Source organism: Lishizhenia tianjinensis (genome assembly GCF_900116425.1).
Lineage (GTDB): Bacteria > Bacteroidota > Bacteroidia > Flavobacteriales_D > Crocinitomicaceae > Lishizhenia > Lishizhenia tianjinensis.
This window is the reverse complement of the sequence record NZ_FPAS01000001.1, coordinates 1096629-1114417: the sequence shown is the minus strand read 5'-3', so window position 1 is coordinate 1114417 and position 17789 is coordinate 1096629. Positions and strand designations below refer to the sequence as shown.

The following is a 17789-nucleotide window of genomic DNA, read 5'->3' as shown; positions in this document are numbered from 1 at the left end:
TGATACCGAAGCGAAGGCTTCCCTTAACACATTAGAATGAAACTACACAGAGAAGGTTATTTAATAATTTTAATTGGAGTGCTTATTTTAGGAGCTATCCATGTTGGAAATTATTTCTTGTTACAAGCAACAGGTTGGGATTGGTTATACTACCTACTAACATTAGGAGAAGTAGTGATGTTGTACTTAATTGTACAATTCTTTAGAGTTCCCAATAGAACGGTAAATGCAGAAGATTTAGACATCGTTTGTCCTGCCGATGGTAAAGTTGTAGTTATCGAAGAGGTAGAAGAAACTGAATATTTTAAAGATAAGAGAATTCAAGTTTCAATTTTCATGTCGCCTTTAAATGTACATGCCAACTGGAACCCTATTAAAGGTATCGTTAAATACGTGAAATACCACCCAGGTTTGTTCTTGGTGGCTTGGCACCCGAAGTCGAGTACAGACAATGAAAGAAGTACTTTTGTTGTACAGCACGAGAATGGGAAAGAAGTATTATTCAGACAAATTGCAGGAGCGGTAGCAAGAAGAATTTGTTACTACGCCAAAGAAGGAGATAAGGTAGATCAAGGAACAGAGTTCGGTTTCATCAAATTTGGTTCACGTATCGACTTGTTTTTGCCTTTAGATGCAAAAGTTGATGTGAAAATTGGTGATGTGGTAAAAGGTAAGCTTACCAAAATTGGTTCACTATAATTCATTAGGATATATAAAGAAAATCCCAGTAGTTCATCTACTGGGATTTTTTTTGATATAGGGTTAAGTGTACCTTCTACATTCACCTAAAAGCAATCCCATCAACCAAAAAAATCAGCGGATGGGATTTAGGTTTAGTAGGTACTTTTCTTCTTGGGACGTCTTCTTTTACTTATGCTATAAAACAAGGTAGCCGTGATGTATTGATCATATACCATCCAATCCTCTTGGGTACGTATCAATAGTTTTGGGATATCTGTACTTAAACGTAAACCTCCTGCATGTGCATAATTGGTCATGTTTTGATACAAGGCAAATTCTCCGGTAAGTCCAAACTTTATGGCACCTCCAAAGTGACTCTCCTCAAAATCGTAATATCTATCCGTTCTTTCCGCTCTACCTTGACGCGTTTGTATGGATACTTGTGGACCAAAGGTCATGTATAGATCCGTGTTGTGCTTAAACTCCCTGCACTTGGCAATAGAGAAAACAAAAGGTATTTGTATGTACTCGTCGTAGTACGACATACCATTTTTAAAGGGAGACTTGTAAAAGGTGTAGCTAATCCCCGTTTTCCAAAACTTATCTCTTTGGTAGTAATGGGTCCAATCAAAACCTAATTCAAGGTTGGTCCCAAAGTAGGCGTGAACCGGGATGTAGGGCTCAAAATCGGTGTAAACCGAGGCGGCGACATGAAAACCTAGATCATTTTCAGAAATAACCTGTGCTTTAGCCGGAGTAGTAAGTAGACCAAGGGTAAGACATAGTGTTCCTAAAAGTTTCTTGTTCATAGCTGCTTTTTTTTGAACAAGGTACTTCGATGCTGCTTTTTAACGAAAAAATCTAGTATTGAACGTTTTATACTTTTTTATTCGTGGTTTAAAACGTTTTATTTGATTTTAAAACGAAAGTTTTAAGCGAATAAAAAAAGGACGTTCAAATAAATGAACGTCCTTCCTTATCGTTTCAGAAATTAATTATTGAACGATGAAATTGACAGTAGTAGCTTCGGTTTTTAAGTAGTAGATACCTTTTTCTAACTGATCAATATTTAAGTAGGCTTTGTCTTGGAAAGAAAGAACTTCTTGCCCCATTGCATTAACAATCACACCAGTAGTAACAGTATTGAAGTAAATATAATCTTGAGCTGGATTCGGGTAAATCAATAACCCTGCTTCCGTGTTGTTGTTTTCAAGACCACTGTGATTCATGTTTTCAACTGTGTAGATGCTCAAGGTTGCACTTACTTCATTGGCCATAATAATCATAGCTGTGTTGTTCGGACTTTCATTTTCTGAGATGTATATAATTCCTTCTGGACCTAAATCTCCACCTTCGTTTGCTCCTAAATCTCTACTGTTGGCATATTTAACAAAGGCAGCTTGAGTTGGGTTTGTGATGTTGTAGACCATCATTCCACCTGTTCTTTCTAAAGTTACAAAAGCGTAGTAATCGTTGTTGATTTTTTGCACCGTGATACCTTCTGGCTCTGGACCTTTGTTATCACTTCTATTTTTAATATTGTTGTTAGAATTACTCGCATTGAATAATTCACCGTAGATAGGATCATTTGCTGTGATTCTTTCAAACTCATCACCACTGTCGTATACCAAAGCTCCCGTGCTTGCATTCCAGATGCTAAAAGATCGAGCACCAAAAATGTGAATCTCATCGATGTCACCATCTCCATCTGTATCTCCGTCGTACGGACTCGCTGCTATTCTTCCCAATAAAAAGTCTTCTTTCAACAAAGCTGCATTTGGGAATAGCGTAGGATCTAAATCGTACCCAGAATCTCCTACAGAAACATCCTCGTCTATCACGCCATATTCTCTTTGGTCTCCTTCGTTAGCAGTAACGATGTAATCAACACCATTAACAGCGTAAGTAGCAATTGCATCTGGCATGTACATTCCTTTCACATTCCAGTTCATAATAGCAACAGAATCTGTCTTGTCAGAGATGTCTAATCCGTTTCCTGGTAAACTGTGGTCTTTGGTACCTAAAGGTAAAATCTCGGTAATTTCTTCCGTTACTAAATCTATTGTAGCTATAGCATTGTTTTCTTGTAAAGAAACCCATGCTAGCGTTGAAGTAGCATTTACAGAAATGAATTCAGGCTCCATGTCTTGAGATACCGTAGCACCTGCTCCAAAGATGCGAACACCAGCTGCCTTTAATTGCGCCTCTTGTGCATCAAATGCATTGAAAGTAATGGTGTTTACATCTGCTTGAGTAAGGTTAGCAATTCCTCCTGTAATGTCTATGATAGAAATCGTTCCTTCTGGATCTATCGTATATCCATCATTCGGCTGACCTTCATTGGCGGTTAAAACTTTTGTTCCATCTGGTGTAAAGCATACCATATCCGGCAAGTTTCCAACTTCAACTGAATTCAATAAGTTTCCGTCGGTATCCATAAATACAACTTTACCGTTACCAAAATTAGGCACATCCACCGTAGCGGCTACGATACCATTTTTCACAGCAACACTCGTAGCACCAGCACCATAAGCTGTCATGTCTATAGAAGCAATACTCGAGATATTGGAAGGATTACTAAAATCCAAAATTTCAACCTGAGTAGCTGTAGCATTCAAAACAAACAACCTATCTGTAGCTTCATCAAAAGCAACGATTTCTGCAGATTCTCCGGGTGCCACTTCATAACTTGTTAGGTAGTTGATATTCAAATCACCTGTAGAAGTAGGTACTGTTTCATCGTTATCAATTACATAAACAACAGTTTGAGCACGTGAACCAATAGTGGCTCCTGTAAGGTTGCTTAATTCAACCACGAAAAATCCGTCATTGTTGGCAATATTATCATCTGCAATCGCTACACTTAAATTTTGCGTAGTTGATCCATTTGCTGTAAAACTTAAACTTTGTGTGGTGTAGTTAGGAGTGATGTTTCCAATGTTTGCCATCAATGCAACTTCAAAATTCACATCTGTTGTTGGCACCGCATTTAAGCTAAGACCTAAATTAATGGTAGCCTCTCCTTCTTTAACGGTATAAAAATCTTGGTCAAAACTTAACTCCACTGTTTGGGCGTTCACGAGATGACCGGTTAGTAATAAACTTGTAGCTAGTAAAAATTTTTTCATAATTAATTTCTTTATGCGGCAAAAGTAGCTTCGCATTACAAGCTGTTTATAAAGAACTTGTTAAGTGCTAATTATTAATGCTTAAACTAGGCTTAATGCGAGAAGCTAAGATTAATTCTATGTTTCTAAAACTGCTTTTGGTACCTTTGTAGGCGATCAATAAAGTGAAAATGGAAGTGGGTAAATTTTTAAGATACTTGGATGAATTGGAGGAAATACAAAGGCCTACTGAATTCAATTATCCTTTTTTTTACCAATCCACTCCCTTGGCAGAATGTGCTGCGCAAGATTTAATGCAACGCATAGAGCAAGATGATTTTAATGCACATAATTTCATTGCCGAGAATGCCAACGAGCTTTCGCGTGGTAAAATGTTCGGTGTTTTGGTGGTAGAAGACCAAGAGGGGAAGCTGGCTTATCTTTCTGCTTTTTCTGGTAAGGTGGGGAACTCTAATCACATAGAAGGTTTTGTGCCTCCCGTTTACGATTTACTCAGCGCTGATAGCTTTTTTACAGAAGAATATGCCGTGGTGAGTGATTTGATAGAACAAGTCAACCAATTGCAAAAGCATCCTGATTATATCGCCTTGCGCAAAGAATACCACGCCCTGATGGATGCCAAACAAGTGAAGGTAAACTTCTTAAAACAAAAAGCCAAAGACAACAAGTTGTTCAGGAATGCCCAGCGTAAAGAGGCAGAACAGGTGTTGACAACAGAGGAATATCACCACTTAGAACAAGAGTTGGCCCAAAAAAGCATAGCAGATAAACTTCAACTCAAACATACACAACAAGCATTTTCGCAGCAAATCGAGGAAATAAAAGCGAAAATTGAAATCTTTGAGCAGAAACTCAAAGCCCTACAAGCGTTGCGAGCAGAGGAAAGTAAAACCCTTCAACGCAAAATCTTCGAACATTATAAATTCTTGAATGCAAATCAAGAGCAAGCCAGTCTTTTGGATATCTTCAAAGATTCACAACTCGATCAACCACCAGCGGGAGCAGGGGAGTGCTGTGCGCCCAAGCTTTTGCATTTTGCCTACCTAAATCATTTAAAACCCTTGGCCATCGTAGAGTTTTGGTGGGGAGATTCTCCCAAATCTGAAATTCGAAAGCATAAAAATTATTACCCGGCTTGTCAGAGTAAGTGTAAGCCTATACTCGGACATATGTTGGAAGGTTTGAAGGTCCAGGAAAATCCCTTAATCGCCATTCCTTCTTTAGATAAAGAAATAGAAATCCTCTACGAAGAGGAAGAGTTTTTAGTCATCAATAAACCTTCAGGTTTGCTTTCTGTTCCCGGTAAAGTACTCAAAGATTCTGTGCAAACACGCATGGAGGCACTGTACCCAGATAGTAAAGATCACATGATAGTACACCGTTTGGATATGATGACTTCAGGGGTGATGCTCGTAGCCAAAAGTAAACGTGCCCACAAACAGTTGCAAAGTCAGTTTGCCAAGCGAAAAATGCAAAAACGCTACATTGCGCTTTTGGATGGAATTCTCAAATGGCAAGAAGGCGATATAGATTTGCCTTTGCGCGTAGATTTGGAAGATAGACCGCGACAAATTGTGTGTTTTGAACATGGAAAACCGGCTTTTACGCATTACGAAATTATAGAGCGCAAAAAGGGGAAAACCAAAGTGTATTTCTATCCTAAAACAGGACGTACCCATCAGTTAAGAGTCCACGCTGCCCATGCTTCCGGACTCAACATTCCCATCGTCGGAGATGATTTGTATGGAACTCCAGATACACGTTTGCACTTGCATGCAGAGCGCATAGAACTCTACCATCCGATTACCAATGAAAGGGTAGTATTTACGGCTCCTTGCGAGTTTTAAATGTATTTAATTTAGGCTGCCTTTTCTAGCTATTCGTTTTAGTCTACCTGCTTTTTATCAAGTAAGTTTATTTGTTCAATTGCACTTCCGCTGGTCGTACCCTTTAACAAACACTTACTAAATAAACAAAGGCAGCGCTACCACTCCTATCTAGGGCAGAGACTCTATACCACCTCTTTGGGTTGAAGTTCGAGCAAAGTTTTCGATCAATTCTAAAATTTTATCCAGAGCATCTAATTCTCTGGAGCTAAGTTGAAAATTAATGCTTAGTTCCATTCTGTCTCCACGTTGTAAACATGAAATGTCTGGAGAAAAAGCGGTAAGTTCAAAAGATAAAGCATACAAGCACAATAGCCATTCTGAGTTTAATAATTCCTTTTTATAGGGTCTGTGTTTGCAATCTACATTGAAGTAAGATTTGCTCAACCATCTTTCTAACCTTGAATTTGGAGTGATGCGATACAGAGGAAGTACCTGTGGAAGTTGAGTGACAAGATGAAAACCATTGAAGTCGGTTGCACTACTGAGACTACTTTCCCGCTGAAATTCGTTGTTGAGTAGGGTTGTTGTAAGGTGATATTCAAGGTCGTTTTTTGAATAGAGCGCCCTTACTTTTTGGCCCTCCATATAGGCATGACCATTCCACCATTGAAATGTTTCGTTTTCTAATTCTACAGATTTTGGGGCTAAAATATCTTGAAGTGTTGAAAGCATGTTTCAAATTAATCAATTCGTTGGAGAATTCTTAATTCAAAAGCACATAGATAGAAAGATTGGAAATTTGTCCACTATTTTTTGTAAAACAATGTACCTATGGTTTAATAATATCATCGTATTTACGAATGAATAATTCACATCCCAAATCTGATGTATGGTTAATTATGATTTGGTTTTCCAGTAATATATAGTATAGTTTGTTTTTATCTAAGACGATATCCACAATGCATTTACCATTAAAAATTAGGTCGTCTGGTAAGTTCCAGTTCTGGTGTGTTACTTCAACCAATTCATCCTTACCTAACCATTCAATAAGGTAGTCATCACCAAGTCTATATAGTTTTTCATTTTCAAGCACAATTACAGTATCGAAAGTGTAGAAATTTCCAAGCCCTGGAATTAGTTCCTCTCCATCTCCCTTTGGGGTGTGGTAAAGAGCTTTGATTTTTTGACCTATGATTTCATCTTTGAGCTGTTCTATATTTTGCATCTCTATTTTCTTTCCATAAAAAAACCGACTCCTAATTGGAATCGGTTTAAAGTTATTGCGGTGAGGATTAATCCTCTATAATTTCTTTACCTGCGTGTTTTTGTTTGTTGAATACAAACTTAGATGCTGGAATCGTTGGGTTCTTTTCGAACTTAGTAATTGTGTAAGTCATCGTTGTAGCATCCTTTGTTTTCATGATTGCTTTTTTCAAGCTGTTATCTGCTTTACTGATGTGCAAAGTAATAGTATGGTAATCTACCTCGTCTGGGTTAGTAGGATATAAACTAATTACGTGCATTCCGTTTTCTTCTTTCACGTATTTGCTTTTAAATCCTTCTTCCCAAATGGTCATTAATTTTTTAGGATTTAAACTTCCATCTTCTTCCTCATCTGCATCTGTGATGTAAACAGTTTCTTCTGTTATTGTCCAAATTTTTAAACCATTACTTAAGATGATATTTTCTCCAAGTGTTGCGTAGAATTTTTCACCTTGTACCCATCCTTCTCCAGAATCTGTTTCGTCTACACCAGTAGCGTTGTTTTTCGTGTGCATGTCAAACTCAATGTGGAAAGACTTCAAAGCCTTCATTTCCGTGCTAAGTTTTTTCAAAATTGCATCACTCTTCTCATCACTTTGTGCTAGGGTTGTAAATGCTAAGCTTAAAAAGCTCATTGCTATCATTACAGTTTTCATCATCTTCATTAATGTTCTTTGGTTTTGCTCTGCAAAAGTACAATATTCTTTGCGAACAGTAAATTTTTTAATCAATCTGGATTTTGAAATTACAAAGGCTATGCCAAGATTATAATAATCCTTTGGTTGACAAATATTCTTCTAAAGAAGCCTCATCAGAATACATTACCTCACGTGCTTTAGATCCTTTAAACGGACCAACAATGTTGTGTGCCTCCAATTGATCTACCAACCTTCCAGCTCTGTTGTAACCGAGTTTTAGCTTACGTTGTAACAAACTCGCCGAACCTTGCTGGTGAATCACAACGATACGCGCAGCTTCAACGAAATTGGCATCTAAATCATCTAAGTCGGCATCACTACCTCCTTCACTACCTTCACCTTCGTATTCTGGTAAAAGTAAAGCTTCCGGATACGCACGTTGGTTACCAATGAAGTCACAAATATCTTCTACTTCCGGAGTGTCTACGAATCCACATTGTAAACGGAAAGTATCAGAACCAGTTGAGATCAACATATCTCCTTTACCAATCAATTGATCAGCCCCCGATCCATCAAGTATCGTTCTCGAGTCAATTTTAGAAAGTACTCTAAAGGCAATACGTGCCGGGAAGTTGGCCTTGATCATACCCGTAATTACGTTTACTGACGGACGCTGAGTAGCCACAATTAAGTGTATACCTATGGCACGGGCTAACTGAGCAATACGCGCAATTGGATGCTCCACTTCTTTACCAGCTGTCATAATTAAGTCGGCAAACTCATCTATTAATACAACGATGTAAGGCAAGTAACGGTGTCCCTTTTCAGGGTTCAACTTACGCTTTATGAATTTAGCGTTGTATTCTTTTATATTTCTTACTTGTGCGTCTTTCAATAATTCATACCTGTCATCCATCTCTATACAAAGAGAATTCAATGTGTTTACCACTTTAGAGGTATCCGTAATGATCGGTTCCTCTTCTCCTGGTAATTTGGCTAAGAAGTGACGCTCAATTTTGTTGTAAAGGGTTAATTCCACTTTTTTAGGATCCACCAAAACAAACTTTACTTGTGCAGGGTGTTTCTTGTATAGTAGAGATACTAAGATGGCGTTCAATCCAACTGATTTACCCTGACCTGTAGCACCTGCCACCAATAAGTGAGGCATTTTGGCCAAATCAAAAGTATAGGTTTCGTTGGTGATGGTTTTCCCCATTACTACCGGAAGTTCAGCATCTGAATTTTGGAATTTCTCAGAAGCAATTAATGAACGCATACTCACCATTTCTGGTTTAGAGTTCGGAACTTCTATACCTATGGTTCCTTTACCAGGAATAGGCGCAATAATACGTATACCCAAGGCTGCCAAACTCAAGGCAATATCATCCTCCAAGTTTTTGATCTTGGAAATTCGTACACCGGGTGCGGGTATAATTTCGTACAAGGTTACAGTTGGACCAATAGTAGCCTTAATCTTCGAAATTTCAATTTTATAGTGCGAAAGTGTTTCAACAATTTTGTTTTTGTTGGCTTCCAACTCCTCTTTGTCTACAGAGATTTTACCTGTACCGTATGCATTTAATAAATCGATAGAGGGTAATTGGTAATTCGACAAATCTAGCTTTGGGTCATAATCGCCAAATTTCTCAGCCAAATCATTTAATTCTTTATCACTTAATTCTTCTTCCTCTTCGGCTACTTCAACAGAGAATTCATCATCTTCTTCATTTTCATCGGAAGCAGCAGAAACCGTTGAGGATTCTTCTTGAGGTTCTTCAATTTCAAAACTGTCGTCTACCTCGAAGGTAGATTCAGATTCCTGTTCCTCTTGTTTTTTGACTGTGAAGTTGAGATCTTCTTCTGTGACGTCTTCATCCTCATCCTCTGAGAAATCTACTTCTTGAGGTTCTGGCTCCTTTTCAATTTCTTCGTCTGTAATGGTGTTTACCGCATGAATATCTGTTGGTGTAACGTTGTTGGCGGTTTGAACTTTTTCTTCCTTGTCTTTTCTTCCTTTCAAGATTTCATCCAGCCCTATCATTTGCATAATTTTATTGAAGTCGGGGTTGAACAAGACTACAACGGCAATGAAAAGTAAAAGAGTAATGAATAAGAAAGCACCAAAAGCACCAAAGTTTTGATCTAGCCAAGAATTGATGAAGTAACCAAAAGCTCCACCTAAATAACTAACCTTATTGGCGAAAAAACCTAAGAAAATAGCAAACCAAACCATAGAGACGGTTGTGATGATGGTACTTCTCTTAAGGGGTAGAAGGCTCACGTTAAAAAGTAGGCGCATACTGTACAAGAAGAACATAAAACAGAATCCGAAAGAGGCTAAACCAAACCATTTGTAAATGAAAAGGTGAGAAATCCACGCTCCAAATCTTCCGAGCCAATTGGCCGTTGGTTCACTCAGGTCTTCGAACATGTAGGTGAATAAATTCTTATTCATCACCTGATCTTGGTCTAATTTCCAAGTGAGTAAGTAAGAAAGAAAAGCAATAAAACAGTAAACAGAAAGTAAGAGTAAAATTCCTCCTGTGATTCGCTTAGATTTCTTTTTATCTAGTTTGGTGGATAACTTTGAAAACGGATTCAGTCCTTTGGAAGAGCTAGAATTTCCTTTCTTTTTCTTCTCTTTGGTATCTGTTGATCTGCTTTTAAGTACGTTCCCTTTGGCCATAATTTTTTCTATATCTTACGAAGATACAATCAATCCGCACACAAGTGAATGTCAGAAGCTTTAAAGCATCAACAGGGGGGTGTTAGTTTTACATTTCTTCTTGTGGTGCAGTAATGTACGCTTCAAATTCTTGCGTTGTAATTACTTTATAGTCAGAGGGTAATCCAAAATGGTCTCTATCCATTGTTTTACGCTCCGCTTCGATGAGTGTGTAGGTCAGTTCTTCTTCTCCAATAACTAAGGTAAAAACAACCGGTAATCCCTTCATCCCCGGAATTGCTTCGCTGTAATCGTGAGAGATTTCTGATGTGTACCACATTTCATACGGTTCCTTTTGACCCTTAATTTTGACCTCCACCAAATTAGCTTTAAGTCCTGCTATTTCCTTGCTTTCATCTCTGTCGAAAAAAGTGTATTTATCTGCCTCAACTTTTGTACTGTCAGGTATAGATTGAAGGGCCAATTTATTTCCCTGAAAATTCATAAGGGTGTAGGCTCTGTTTTTAAGGATGTGTTTGAGGTAGCTTTGTTTACCGAGTCGGGTAAAATTGTCTGTTTTTACCAAAGAGTCTTTGGCATAAATGATTTGATAACTCATGCTATCTGCGGGATCAAATTCTCTTAAATTCGAGGTGATTTTATACACTAATCTTCCTTCAAATCTGTTGCTTGTGTTTTCTTTTTTACCTGAACAAGAAAGCATTACACTGGCAACCAGTAAAACATAAAAGAAATTTTTGAACTGCATATTGTAAGAATTTTTCTGGTACAAATAAAATCAAAATTTTCTACAAAATTAAGGATGTATGCTACACACATAGCGGGTGTTTTCTGTATTGGTTACGTCCCCCAAATTTCTTGTCGTATAATTTGCTTAAAATTACTTGATTTAAGCCGCTATTAACGCTACTTTTGAAGCGATTTAAACTAAGAAAATTATATGTCTAGAAATATTTCAATAGTTATCAATGAATCAGAAATTACTGCTGGTACACGAGGAGCTTCTTTAGGTCCAGGTGCCATACAAGTAGCGGCACGCAATAGGAACAATGATATGTTCGGCCGTTTTCCGGTTCACACCATAGAAACAGAAAACCACTTGTTAGATACAGATGTTAAATACAGATCTGGAAAACGCATTGATGGTTTGGTGAAGATTTACGAACGCGTATCTGCGGTTGTAAAAAACATTAGAAAGAAAAATGATTTTGCTTTAGTTATTGCGGGTGACCACGGTTCTGCTGGGGGAACAATTGCTGGACTAAAAATGGCAAATCCAAACAAGAGAATTGGTGTTTTGTGGATAGATGCGCATGGCGACATGCACACACCCTATACAACTCCAACAGGTAACATGCACGGTATGCCTTTGGCTACAGCTTTGAACGAAGATAATTTAGAATGTCGTATCAATGATGTAAGTGAAGACACTGCAGCTATGTGGGAGAAGTTGAAAAATACAGGAGGAATTGCACCTAAAATCTCTCCAGAAGATTTGGCTTTTATTGCCCTACGCGATACAGAAGAGCCAGAAGATTTATACATGGAGCGTGTAGGAATTAAAAATTACACGGTGGCCGAATTGCGTGAGAAATCAACGCAGAAAGTTTTGGCGGAGTTAGATGCCAAATTTGCAGCCTGTGATGAAGTTTACATCTCTTTTGATGTGGATTCTATGGATCCTGCAGAGACTTCGCATGGAACGGGAACTCCTGTAGATAATGGTTTACACCCGAAAGAGGCAGAAGAAATCTTGTTACACTTTGCAGCCCAAGAAAAAGTGAGCTGTATAGAGTTTGTGGAAGTAAATCCTTGTTTAGACGAGAAAACAAATAAGATGGCAGAAGTTGCCTTCGATTTTATAGAAAAGGTTGTTAACGTCGTGAGTAAATAGACGTTAGAGAAGATAGAAGATGGAGAATAAAATTAAAGCACTTTTATTGGGTGCTGCTACAGAGATTTTTGGACAGGAAATTAGTGAAAACCTGGTTCAATTTCAGAAGACAAGAAAAGAGTTCGAAGGAGATATTACATTGGTAACTTTCCCTTTCGTAAAAATGCTGAAAACTAAACCCGAAGAAGTAGGGGAGAAAGTTGGAGCTTACCTTGTTGAACATGTAGAAGAGTTAGAAGCGTACAATGTGGTTAAAGGGTTTTTAAACCTTGTGATTAACAAAGAATTCTGGTTGGCAGAATTGAAAAACATGGATGCTGATGCTCGCTTTGGTTTTAGGCCAGAAAATAGTGGAGACACGTTGATGGTGGAATATTCTTCTCCAAATACTAACAAACCTTTGCACTTAGGTCACTTAAGAAATAACTTCTTGGGTTACAGTGTTGCCGAAATCTTGAAAGCCAACGGTCATAAAGTGATCAAAACGCAAATTGTTAACGATAGAGGTATACACATTTGTAAGAGTATGCTGGCGTGGCAGAAGTTTGCTCCAGAGGATGCCAACGGACAAAAAGAAACGCCACAAACTACAGGTGTTAAAGGAGATCACTTTGTAGGTAAATACTACGTGGAGTTCGAAAACCAGTTGATCAAGGAAGCTTGTGCTTTAGCAGAAGAAAAATTGGCTGAAGGAGGTTTTGATGCTGAAGAAGCTGAAAATGTGGAGAAGTTAATTGCTTTAATTTCAGAAACAGATGCAGTAGCTGATAAGTCAAAATACAACTCTTTGAGAAGTAAATTGGCAGGGTTCACGAAGAATGAAACCAGCTTGTTGCAAGAAGCGCAAGAGATGTTGGTGAAGTGGGAAGCAAAAGACCCGCAAACATACTTGTTGTGGAGTACCATGAACGGTTGGGTGTATGAAGGTTTCGCTTCTACTTACGAACGTATGGGGGTTGACTTCGATAAAATGTACTACGAATCGGATACTTTCCTAATCGGTAAAGACCTTGTCTTAGAAGGATTAGAAAAAGGATTGTTCTTCAAAAAAGAAGATGGTAGTGTTTGGGTAGATCTTACCGACGAAGGTTTAGATGAAAAATTATTGTTAAGAGCAGATGGAACTGCGGTTTACATGACCCAGGATCTAGGTACTGCTTTCGATAGATTTAGAGATTATCCAGACTTAAATGGTATCGTTTATACAGTGGGTAACGAACAAGATTACCACTTTAAAGTATTGTTCTTGGTACTTAAGAAATTAGGATACTCATGGGCAGATAGCTGTTTCCACTTGTCTTACGGTATGGTTGATTTACCAGATGGTAAAATGAAATCACGTGAAGGTAAAGTAGTAGACGCGGATGATTTGATGGCAGAAGTCGTACACGACGCCATGGAATCTACCAAAGAAAGAGGTCACTTAGATGGATTATCAGAAGAAGAGCGTAACGACTTGTATGAAATGATAGGTTTAGGTGGATTGAAATATTTCTTATTGAAAGTAGATCCACAAAAACGTATGAAGTTCGATCCTAAAGAGTCGATAGACTTAAATGGAAATACAGCTCCCTTCATTCAATATGCACACGCTAGAATTCAATCCTTATTGAGCAAGGCAGGTGAGTTGAAAGCATTTAATACAACAGCATACGGAGCGCAAGAAAAAGAGTTGATCAAGTTGTTGGCCAGCTTCCCAGAAACTGTTGCTGAAGCAGGGAAGAATCACAGTCCGGCATTAATTGCAAACTATACCTTCGAATTGGTGAAATTGTATAATACCTTCTACCAAAGTGTGTACATCTTAAATGAGCCAAACGAAGAATTAAAGCAATTGAGATTGGCCTTAAGTGCTAATGTTGCCAAAGTAATCAAACAAGCCATGTTATTATTGGGTATTAAGGTACCGAATAGAATGTAAAAAAGACACCATGAATATTATTCTTCACGATAACGGAAAGCATTTAAAATTTGCTCCACTGACTTTAACCAGGCCAGTAGGGAACTTGCGTATGGGAATGTTTACCAACAATCAACGTTGGGAGATGTACCTACCCGATGCACAAGTGAGTTATGTTACCGAAGAGTATTTGAGTAAAAAATATCCAGCAGTACTTACAGAGGATAATTTCTTTGTGAATGCTGCTGTTATTCCTTCTTCAGATTTAATTGCAAAAATGCAAAACTTGGCAACAGGTGAAGCAATTTTTCAAGGTGAAGAATGGATAGCATTTAGAGGTGAAAGTTTATCCTTAGATACAGCAAATCATGTTCAGATAGAAGATTTGGTTATTCTCGAAGAGCGTTGGGATATCTACCAGAAAAACGCAGAAGTATTGGCTGCAGATTTTGCAGCTTATACCCAAGGGAAAACCAGTCAACCACTTTCTGAAAGTAACACCGTTATAGGTGATGCTTCTCAAATCTTTTTAGAAGAAGGTGCTGTGGTTGAAGCGTGTATTTTAAATACGAAGTCTGGACCTATTTACGTAGGTAAAGATGCTGAAATTATGGAAGGTTCTGTAGTGCGTGGAGCTTTGGCTATGGCCGAACACAGTGCCTTGAAATTAGCAACTAAAGTGTATGGTGCAACCAGTTTAGGTGAGCATTGTAAAGTAGGAGGAGAGGTAAATAACGTTGTTTTCCAAGCTTACTCAAACAAAGGTCACGACGGATTTTTAGGAAACTCTTTAGTTGGTGAATGGTGTAACTTAGGTGCAGATACCAACTCTTCAAATTTGAAGAACAACTATGGTTTGGTAAAAGCCTACAGCTATGAAAGCGAAAGTATAGATGCTACCAATGTTCAGTTCATGGGCGTTTGTATGGGAGATCACAGCAAATGTGGTATCAATACTATGTTTAATACAGCTACTGTAGTTGGTGTTTCAGCCAATGTTTATGGGGGAGATTTTCCACCTAAGTACATTCCATCTTTTGCATGGGGAGGTAGTGATGGTTTTGTGAATTTTAAAATCGATAAAGCCTTTGAAGTTGCCGAAAACATGATGGGAAGAAGAGGAATTTCATTAACGCAAGAAGACAAAGATATTTTGAAGTATGTAGCTGACAATTTTAGTCACTAATACGCCAATATTACATACACATTTGCTTGGCACAGCAGTTGCCACATTATATATCCGCTTTTACATACATCGTTTTAAGGTGTATGAGGCGGATATTTTTTATATACACTGACAGAATGGCGCAAGCCTATTTATAATATGAGTAAAATTTTTGATGATATGTTCAATTTTAATGGTCCTATGGATGCCGACGCAGAGTTTATTCCGTTAATCACACCAGAGGAGGAGGAAACAATGAACAACCAAGATTTTCCAGAGGAGTTAGCCATACTGCCTTTGAGAAATAATGTTCTTTTTCCAGGAGTTGTTATTCCTATCACCGTAGGAAGAGATAAGTCTTTAAAATTGATACAAGAGGCAAATGATGGTTCTAAAATCATAGGGGTTCTTTCTCAAAAGAATTCAGCGGAGGAAAGACCAGAGTTCGCAGATATGCACGAAGTAGGAACGGTTGCACAAATCGTTCGTTTGCTGAAGATGCCAGACGGTTCTAGCACAGTTATTATTCAAGGGAAAAGACGTTTCAAATTAGAAACTCCTGTTCAATCAGAGCCTTATTTCAAGGCAAAGGTTTCTTACTTTAAAGAAGCTAAATTCCCGAAAGAAGATGAGGAGTTTGATGCAATTATCGATACCATGAAAGATTTGGCATTGCGCATCATCAAAGATTCTCCAAATATTCCTTCTGAAGCGCAATTCGCTATTAAAAACATAGAGAGTCCAACTTTCTTATTGAATTTCATTTCTTCCAACATGAATGCTGATGTTACCCAGAAGCAAGAAATGTTAGAGGAAAGCGATTTGAAAGCACGTGCAATGAAAGTCTTGGAACACTTAACTGCCGAAGCGCAAGCCTTGGAAATGCGTAATGAAATTCAAACGCGTGTTAAGCAAGATTTGGACAAGCAACAGCGTGAGTACTACTTGCACCAGCAAATGAGAACCATACAAGATGAATTGGGTGGTAATCCGCAAGAGGAAGAATTCAAGCGCATGCAAGAACGCGCTGAAAAGAAAAAGTGGAACAAAAAAGTTGCGCAGATCTTTTTAAAAGAATTGCAAAAAGTGGAACGCATGAATCCACAATCTGCTGAGTACACCGTTCAAATGAACTACTTGGATTTACTTTTAGAACTTCCTTGGGGTGAGTACTCGAAAGACAACTTGAACATCAAGCGTGCCGCGAAGATATTGGATAGAGATCACTACGGGTTAGAAAAGGTGAAAGAGCGTATCTTAGAATACCTTGCCGTATTGAAATTGAAGAAAGATATGAAATCGCCTATACTTTGTTTTTACGGACCTCCAGGAGTGGGTAAAACTTCTTTAGGAAAAAGTATTGCAGAGTCTTTAGGTAGAGAATATGTACGTATGTCCTTAGGGGGTGTACACGATGAAAGCGAGATTCGTGGTCACAGAAAAACCTACATAGGGGCTATGCCAGGTCGTGTGATTCAAAACATTAAAAAGGCCAAAAGTTCTAATCCAGTTTTTGTATTGGATGAGATAGATAAGTTGGGTAGAAGCAACCACGGAGATCCATCTTCTGCTTTACTAGAAGTATTGGATCCAGAGCAAAATACTGAGTTCTACGATAATTATGTAGAAACAGAATACGACTTGTCTAATGTTTTGTTCATTGCCACAGCGAATGATTTAAGTACCATTCAAGGTCCGTTGAGAGACCGTATGGAAATCATAGAGGTGAATGGTTATACGGTTGAAGAGAAAATAGAAATTGCTAAGCAACACTTGATTCCAAAACAATTGGGGAATCATGGGGTGAAGAAAGGTCAATTCAGTATCTCTAAAAAACTATTAGAATTTGTAGTTGAGGAGTACACAGCCGAAAGTGGTGTACGTGGTTTGGATAAAATCATTTCTAAGTTGGTACGTAACCGAGCCAAGCAAATTGCTTTAGAAGAAGAATACGTAACAAAACTTTCTTTAGAACACATCAAAAAAGTATTGGGTCCAGGTAGAGGAAGAACCAAGTACGATAACAACGAAACGGCAGGTGTAGTTACAGGTTTGGCTTGGACTTCTGTGGGTGGAGACATATTGTTCATTGAATCCTTAATTACGAAAGGGAAAGGAAAACTAACCCTTACAGGTAACCTGGGTGATGTAATGAAAGAGAGTGCTGTAATTGCCTTGGAATACTTGAAAGCGCACGCAGATTGGTTTGGGTTAAAGCAAGAGGTATTCGAAAATCACAATGTTCACATTCACGTGCCAGAGGGTGCAACACCAAAAGATGGTCCGTCAGCGGGTATTACTATGTTGACTTCTTTGGCGAGTTTGTTCACGCAACGTAAAGTGAAGAAATACTTGGCCATGACCGGAGAGATTACTTTAAGAGGTGAAGTATTGCCTGTAGGAGGAATCAAGGAAAAAATCTTGGCAGCCAAAAGAGCGAAGATCAAAGAAATCATCTTGTGTGAAAAGAACAGACAAGACATAGAAGAAATAAAAGAAGATTATCTAAAAGGATTAACTTTCCATTTTGTAACGAATATGAAAGAAGTTTTAGATATTGCGTTATTAGAAACGAAGGTTAAAAATCCAGTTAGTATAGATTAAG

General features: G+C 38.2%; 13 protein-coding genes. 6 read left to right on the top strand and 7 right to left on the bottom strand.

Annotated features, from left to right (window positions below):
- Window positions 1–36 precede the first annotated feature (36 nt).
- A complete protein-coding gene (locus BM327_RS05135; protein WP_090247136.1) occupies window positions 37–699 on the top strand; it encodes a phosphatidylserine decarboxylase family protein in 663 nt (220 codons plus the stop codon).
- Between the two features lie 134 nt (window positions 700–833).
- On the opposite strand, the gene BM327_RS05130 is transcribed toward BM327_RS05135, so the two are convergent.
- Together BM327_RS05130 and BM327_RS05125 are read right to left on the bottom strand one after the other, a co-directional pair.
- Entirely contained in the window at window positions 834–1490 is a 657-nt protein-coding gene (locus BM327_RS05130; RefSeq protein WP_090247133.1) for a hypothetical protein, read from the bottom strand.
- A gap of 186 nt (window positions 1491–1676) precedes the next feature.
- Window positions 1677–3809 (bottom strand): choice-of-anchor I family protein, encoded by a 2133-nt coding sequence (locus tag BM327_RS05125; protein WP_090247130.1) that lies wholly within the window; start codon window positions 3807–3809, stop codon window positions 1677–1679.
- A gap of 170 nt (window positions 3810–3979) precedes the next feature.
- Here BM327_RS05125 and BM327_RS05120 point away from each other — a divergent pair, with 170 nt between their 5' ends.
- On the top strand, window positions 3980–5656 hold the full coding sequence (locus BM327_RS05120) for an RluA family pseudouridine synthase (RefSeq protein WP_090247128.1): 1677 nt from the start codon (window positions 3980–3982) through the stop codon (window positions 5654–5656).
- A gap of 150 nt (window positions 5657–5806) precedes the next feature.
- On the opposite strand, the gene BM327_RS05115 is transcribed toward BM327_RS05120, so the two are convergent.
- The 5 genes from BM327_RS05115 to BM327_RS05095 all read right to left on the bottom strand — a co-directional run bounded on the left by BM327_RS05115 (window position 5807) and on the right by BM327_RS05095 (window position 10973).
- Window positions 5807–6370: a hypothetical protein gene (locus BM327_RS05115; protein ID WP_090247125.1), complete on the bottom strand. Its 564-nt coding sequence runs from the start codon at window positions 6368–6370 to the stop codon at window positions 5807–5809.
- Window positions 6371–6467: 97 nt separating this feature from the next.
- The gene (locus tag BM327_RS05110) at window positions 6468–6863 is read right to left on the bottom strand and encodes a hypothetical protein (protein WP_090247122.1); all 396 of its coding nucleotides are present in this window, start codon (window positions 6861–6863) and stop codon (window positions 6468–6470) included.
- Window positions 6864–6930: 67 nt separating this feature from the next.
- Complete coding sequence (locus tag BM327_RS05105) at window positions 6931–7560, bottom strand: outer membrane lipoprotein periplasmic chaperone LolA1 (protein ID WP_170853673.1); 630 nt, start codon at window positions 7558–7560, stop codon at window positions 6931–6933.
- A gap of 106 nt (window positions 7561–7666) precedes the next feature.
- On the bottom strand, window positions 7667–10225 hold the full coding sequence (locus BM327_RS05100) for an FtsK/SpoIIIE family DNA translocase (RefSeq protein WP_090247117.1): 2559 nt from the start codon (window positions 10223–10225) through the stop codon (window positions 7667–7669).
- A gap of 88 nt (window positions 10226–10313) precedes the next feature.
- The gene (locus tag BM327_RS05095; RefSeq protein ID WP_090247114.1) at window positions 10314–10973 is read right to left on the bottom strand and encodes a hypothetical protein; all 660 of its coding nucleotides are present in this window, start codon (window positions 10971–10973) and stop codon (window positions 10314–10316) included.
- 192 nt (window positions 10974–11165) lie between these two features.
- Between BM327_RS05095 and BM327_RS05090 the strand changes: the two genes are divergently transcribed.
- From BM327_RS05090 to lon, 4 genes are all read left to right on the top strand, one after another.
- Complete coding sequence (locus BM327_RS05090; RefSeq protein WP_090247111.1) at window positions 11166–12119, top strand: arginase; 954 nt, start codon at window positions 11166–11168, stop codon at window positions 12117–12119.
- A 19-nt stretch (window positions 12120–12138) separates the two neighbouring features.
- Window positions 12139–14040 (top strand): arginine--tRNA ligase, encoded by a 1902-nt coding sequence (argS, locus tag BM327_RS05085; protein WP_090247108.1) that lies wholly within the window; start codon window positions 12139–12141, stop codon window positions 14038–14040.
- 10 nt (window positions 14041–14050) lie between these two features.
- Window positions 14051–15205, top strand: a complete 1155-nt coding sequence (locus BM327_RS05080; protein ID WP_090247105.1) for a putative sugar nucleotidyl transferase — start codon at window positions 14051–14053, stop codon at window positions 15203–15205.
- A gap of 138 nt (window positions 15206–15343) precedes the next feature.
- Entirely contained in the window at window positions 15344–17788 is a 2445-nt protein-coding gene (lon, locus tag BM327_RS05075; RefSeq protein WP_090247102.1) for an endopeptidase La, read from the top strand.
- Window position 17789 lies beyond the last annotated feature (1 nt).

What these genes read in the sequence shown, in the direction of transcription:
- BM327_RS05125 (WP_090247130.1), bottom strand. Translation starts at nt 3,809, where the DNA reads ATGAAAAAATTTTTACTAGCTACAAGTTTATTACTAACCGGTCATCTC.
- BM327_RS05110 (WP_090247122.1), bottom strand. Translation starts at nt 6,863, where the DNA reads ATGCAAAATATAGAACAGCTCAAAGATGAAATCATAGGTCAAAAAATC.
- BM327_RS05090 (WP_090247111.1), top strand. Translation starts at nt 11,166, where the DNA reads ATGTCTAGAAATATTTCAATAGTTATCAATGAATCAGAAATTACTGCT.
- BM327_RS05080 (WP_090247105.1), top strand. Translation starts at nt 14,051, where the DNA reads ATGAATATTATTCTTCACGATAACGGAAAGCATTTAAAATTTGCTCCA.
- BM327_RS05105 (WP_170853673.1), bottom strand. Translation starts at nt 7,560, where the DNA reads ATGATGAAAACTGTAATGATAGCAATGAGCTTTTTAAGCTTAGCATTT.
- argS (WP_090247108.1), top strand. Translation starts at nt 12,139, where the DNA reads ATGGAGAATAAAATTAAAGCACTTTTATTGGGTGCTGCTACAGAGATT.
- BM327_RS05135 (WP_090247136.1), top strand. Translation starts at nt 37, where the DNA reads ATGAAACTACACAGAGAAGGTTATTTAATAATTTTAATTGGAGTGCTT.
- lon (WP_090247102.1), top strand. Translation starts at nt 15,344, where the DNA reads ATGAGTAAAATTTTTGATGATATGTTCAATTTTAATGGTCCTATGGAT.
- BM327_RS05095 (WP_090247114.1), bottom strand. Translation starts at nt 10,973, where the DNA reads ATGCAGTTCAAAAATTTCTTTTATGTTTTACTGGTTGCCAGTGTAATG.
- BM327_RS05120 (WP_090247128.1), top strand. Translation starts at nt 3,980, where the DNA reads ATGGAAGTGGGTAAATTTTTAAGATACTTGGATGAATTGGAGGAAATA.
- BM327_RS05100 (WP_090247117.1), bottom strand. Translation starts at nt 10,225, where the DNA reads ATGGCCAAAGGGAACGTACTTAAAAGCAGATCAACAGATACCAAAGAG.
- BM327_RS05130 (WP_090247133.1), bottom strand. Translation starts at nt 1,490, where the DNA reads ATGAACAAGAAACTTTTAGGAACACTATGTCTTACCCTTGGTCTACTT.
- BM327_RS05115 (WP_090247125.1), bottom strand. Translation starts at nt 6,370, where the DNA reads ATGCTTTCAACACTTCAAGATATTTTAGCCCCAAAATCTGTAGAATTA.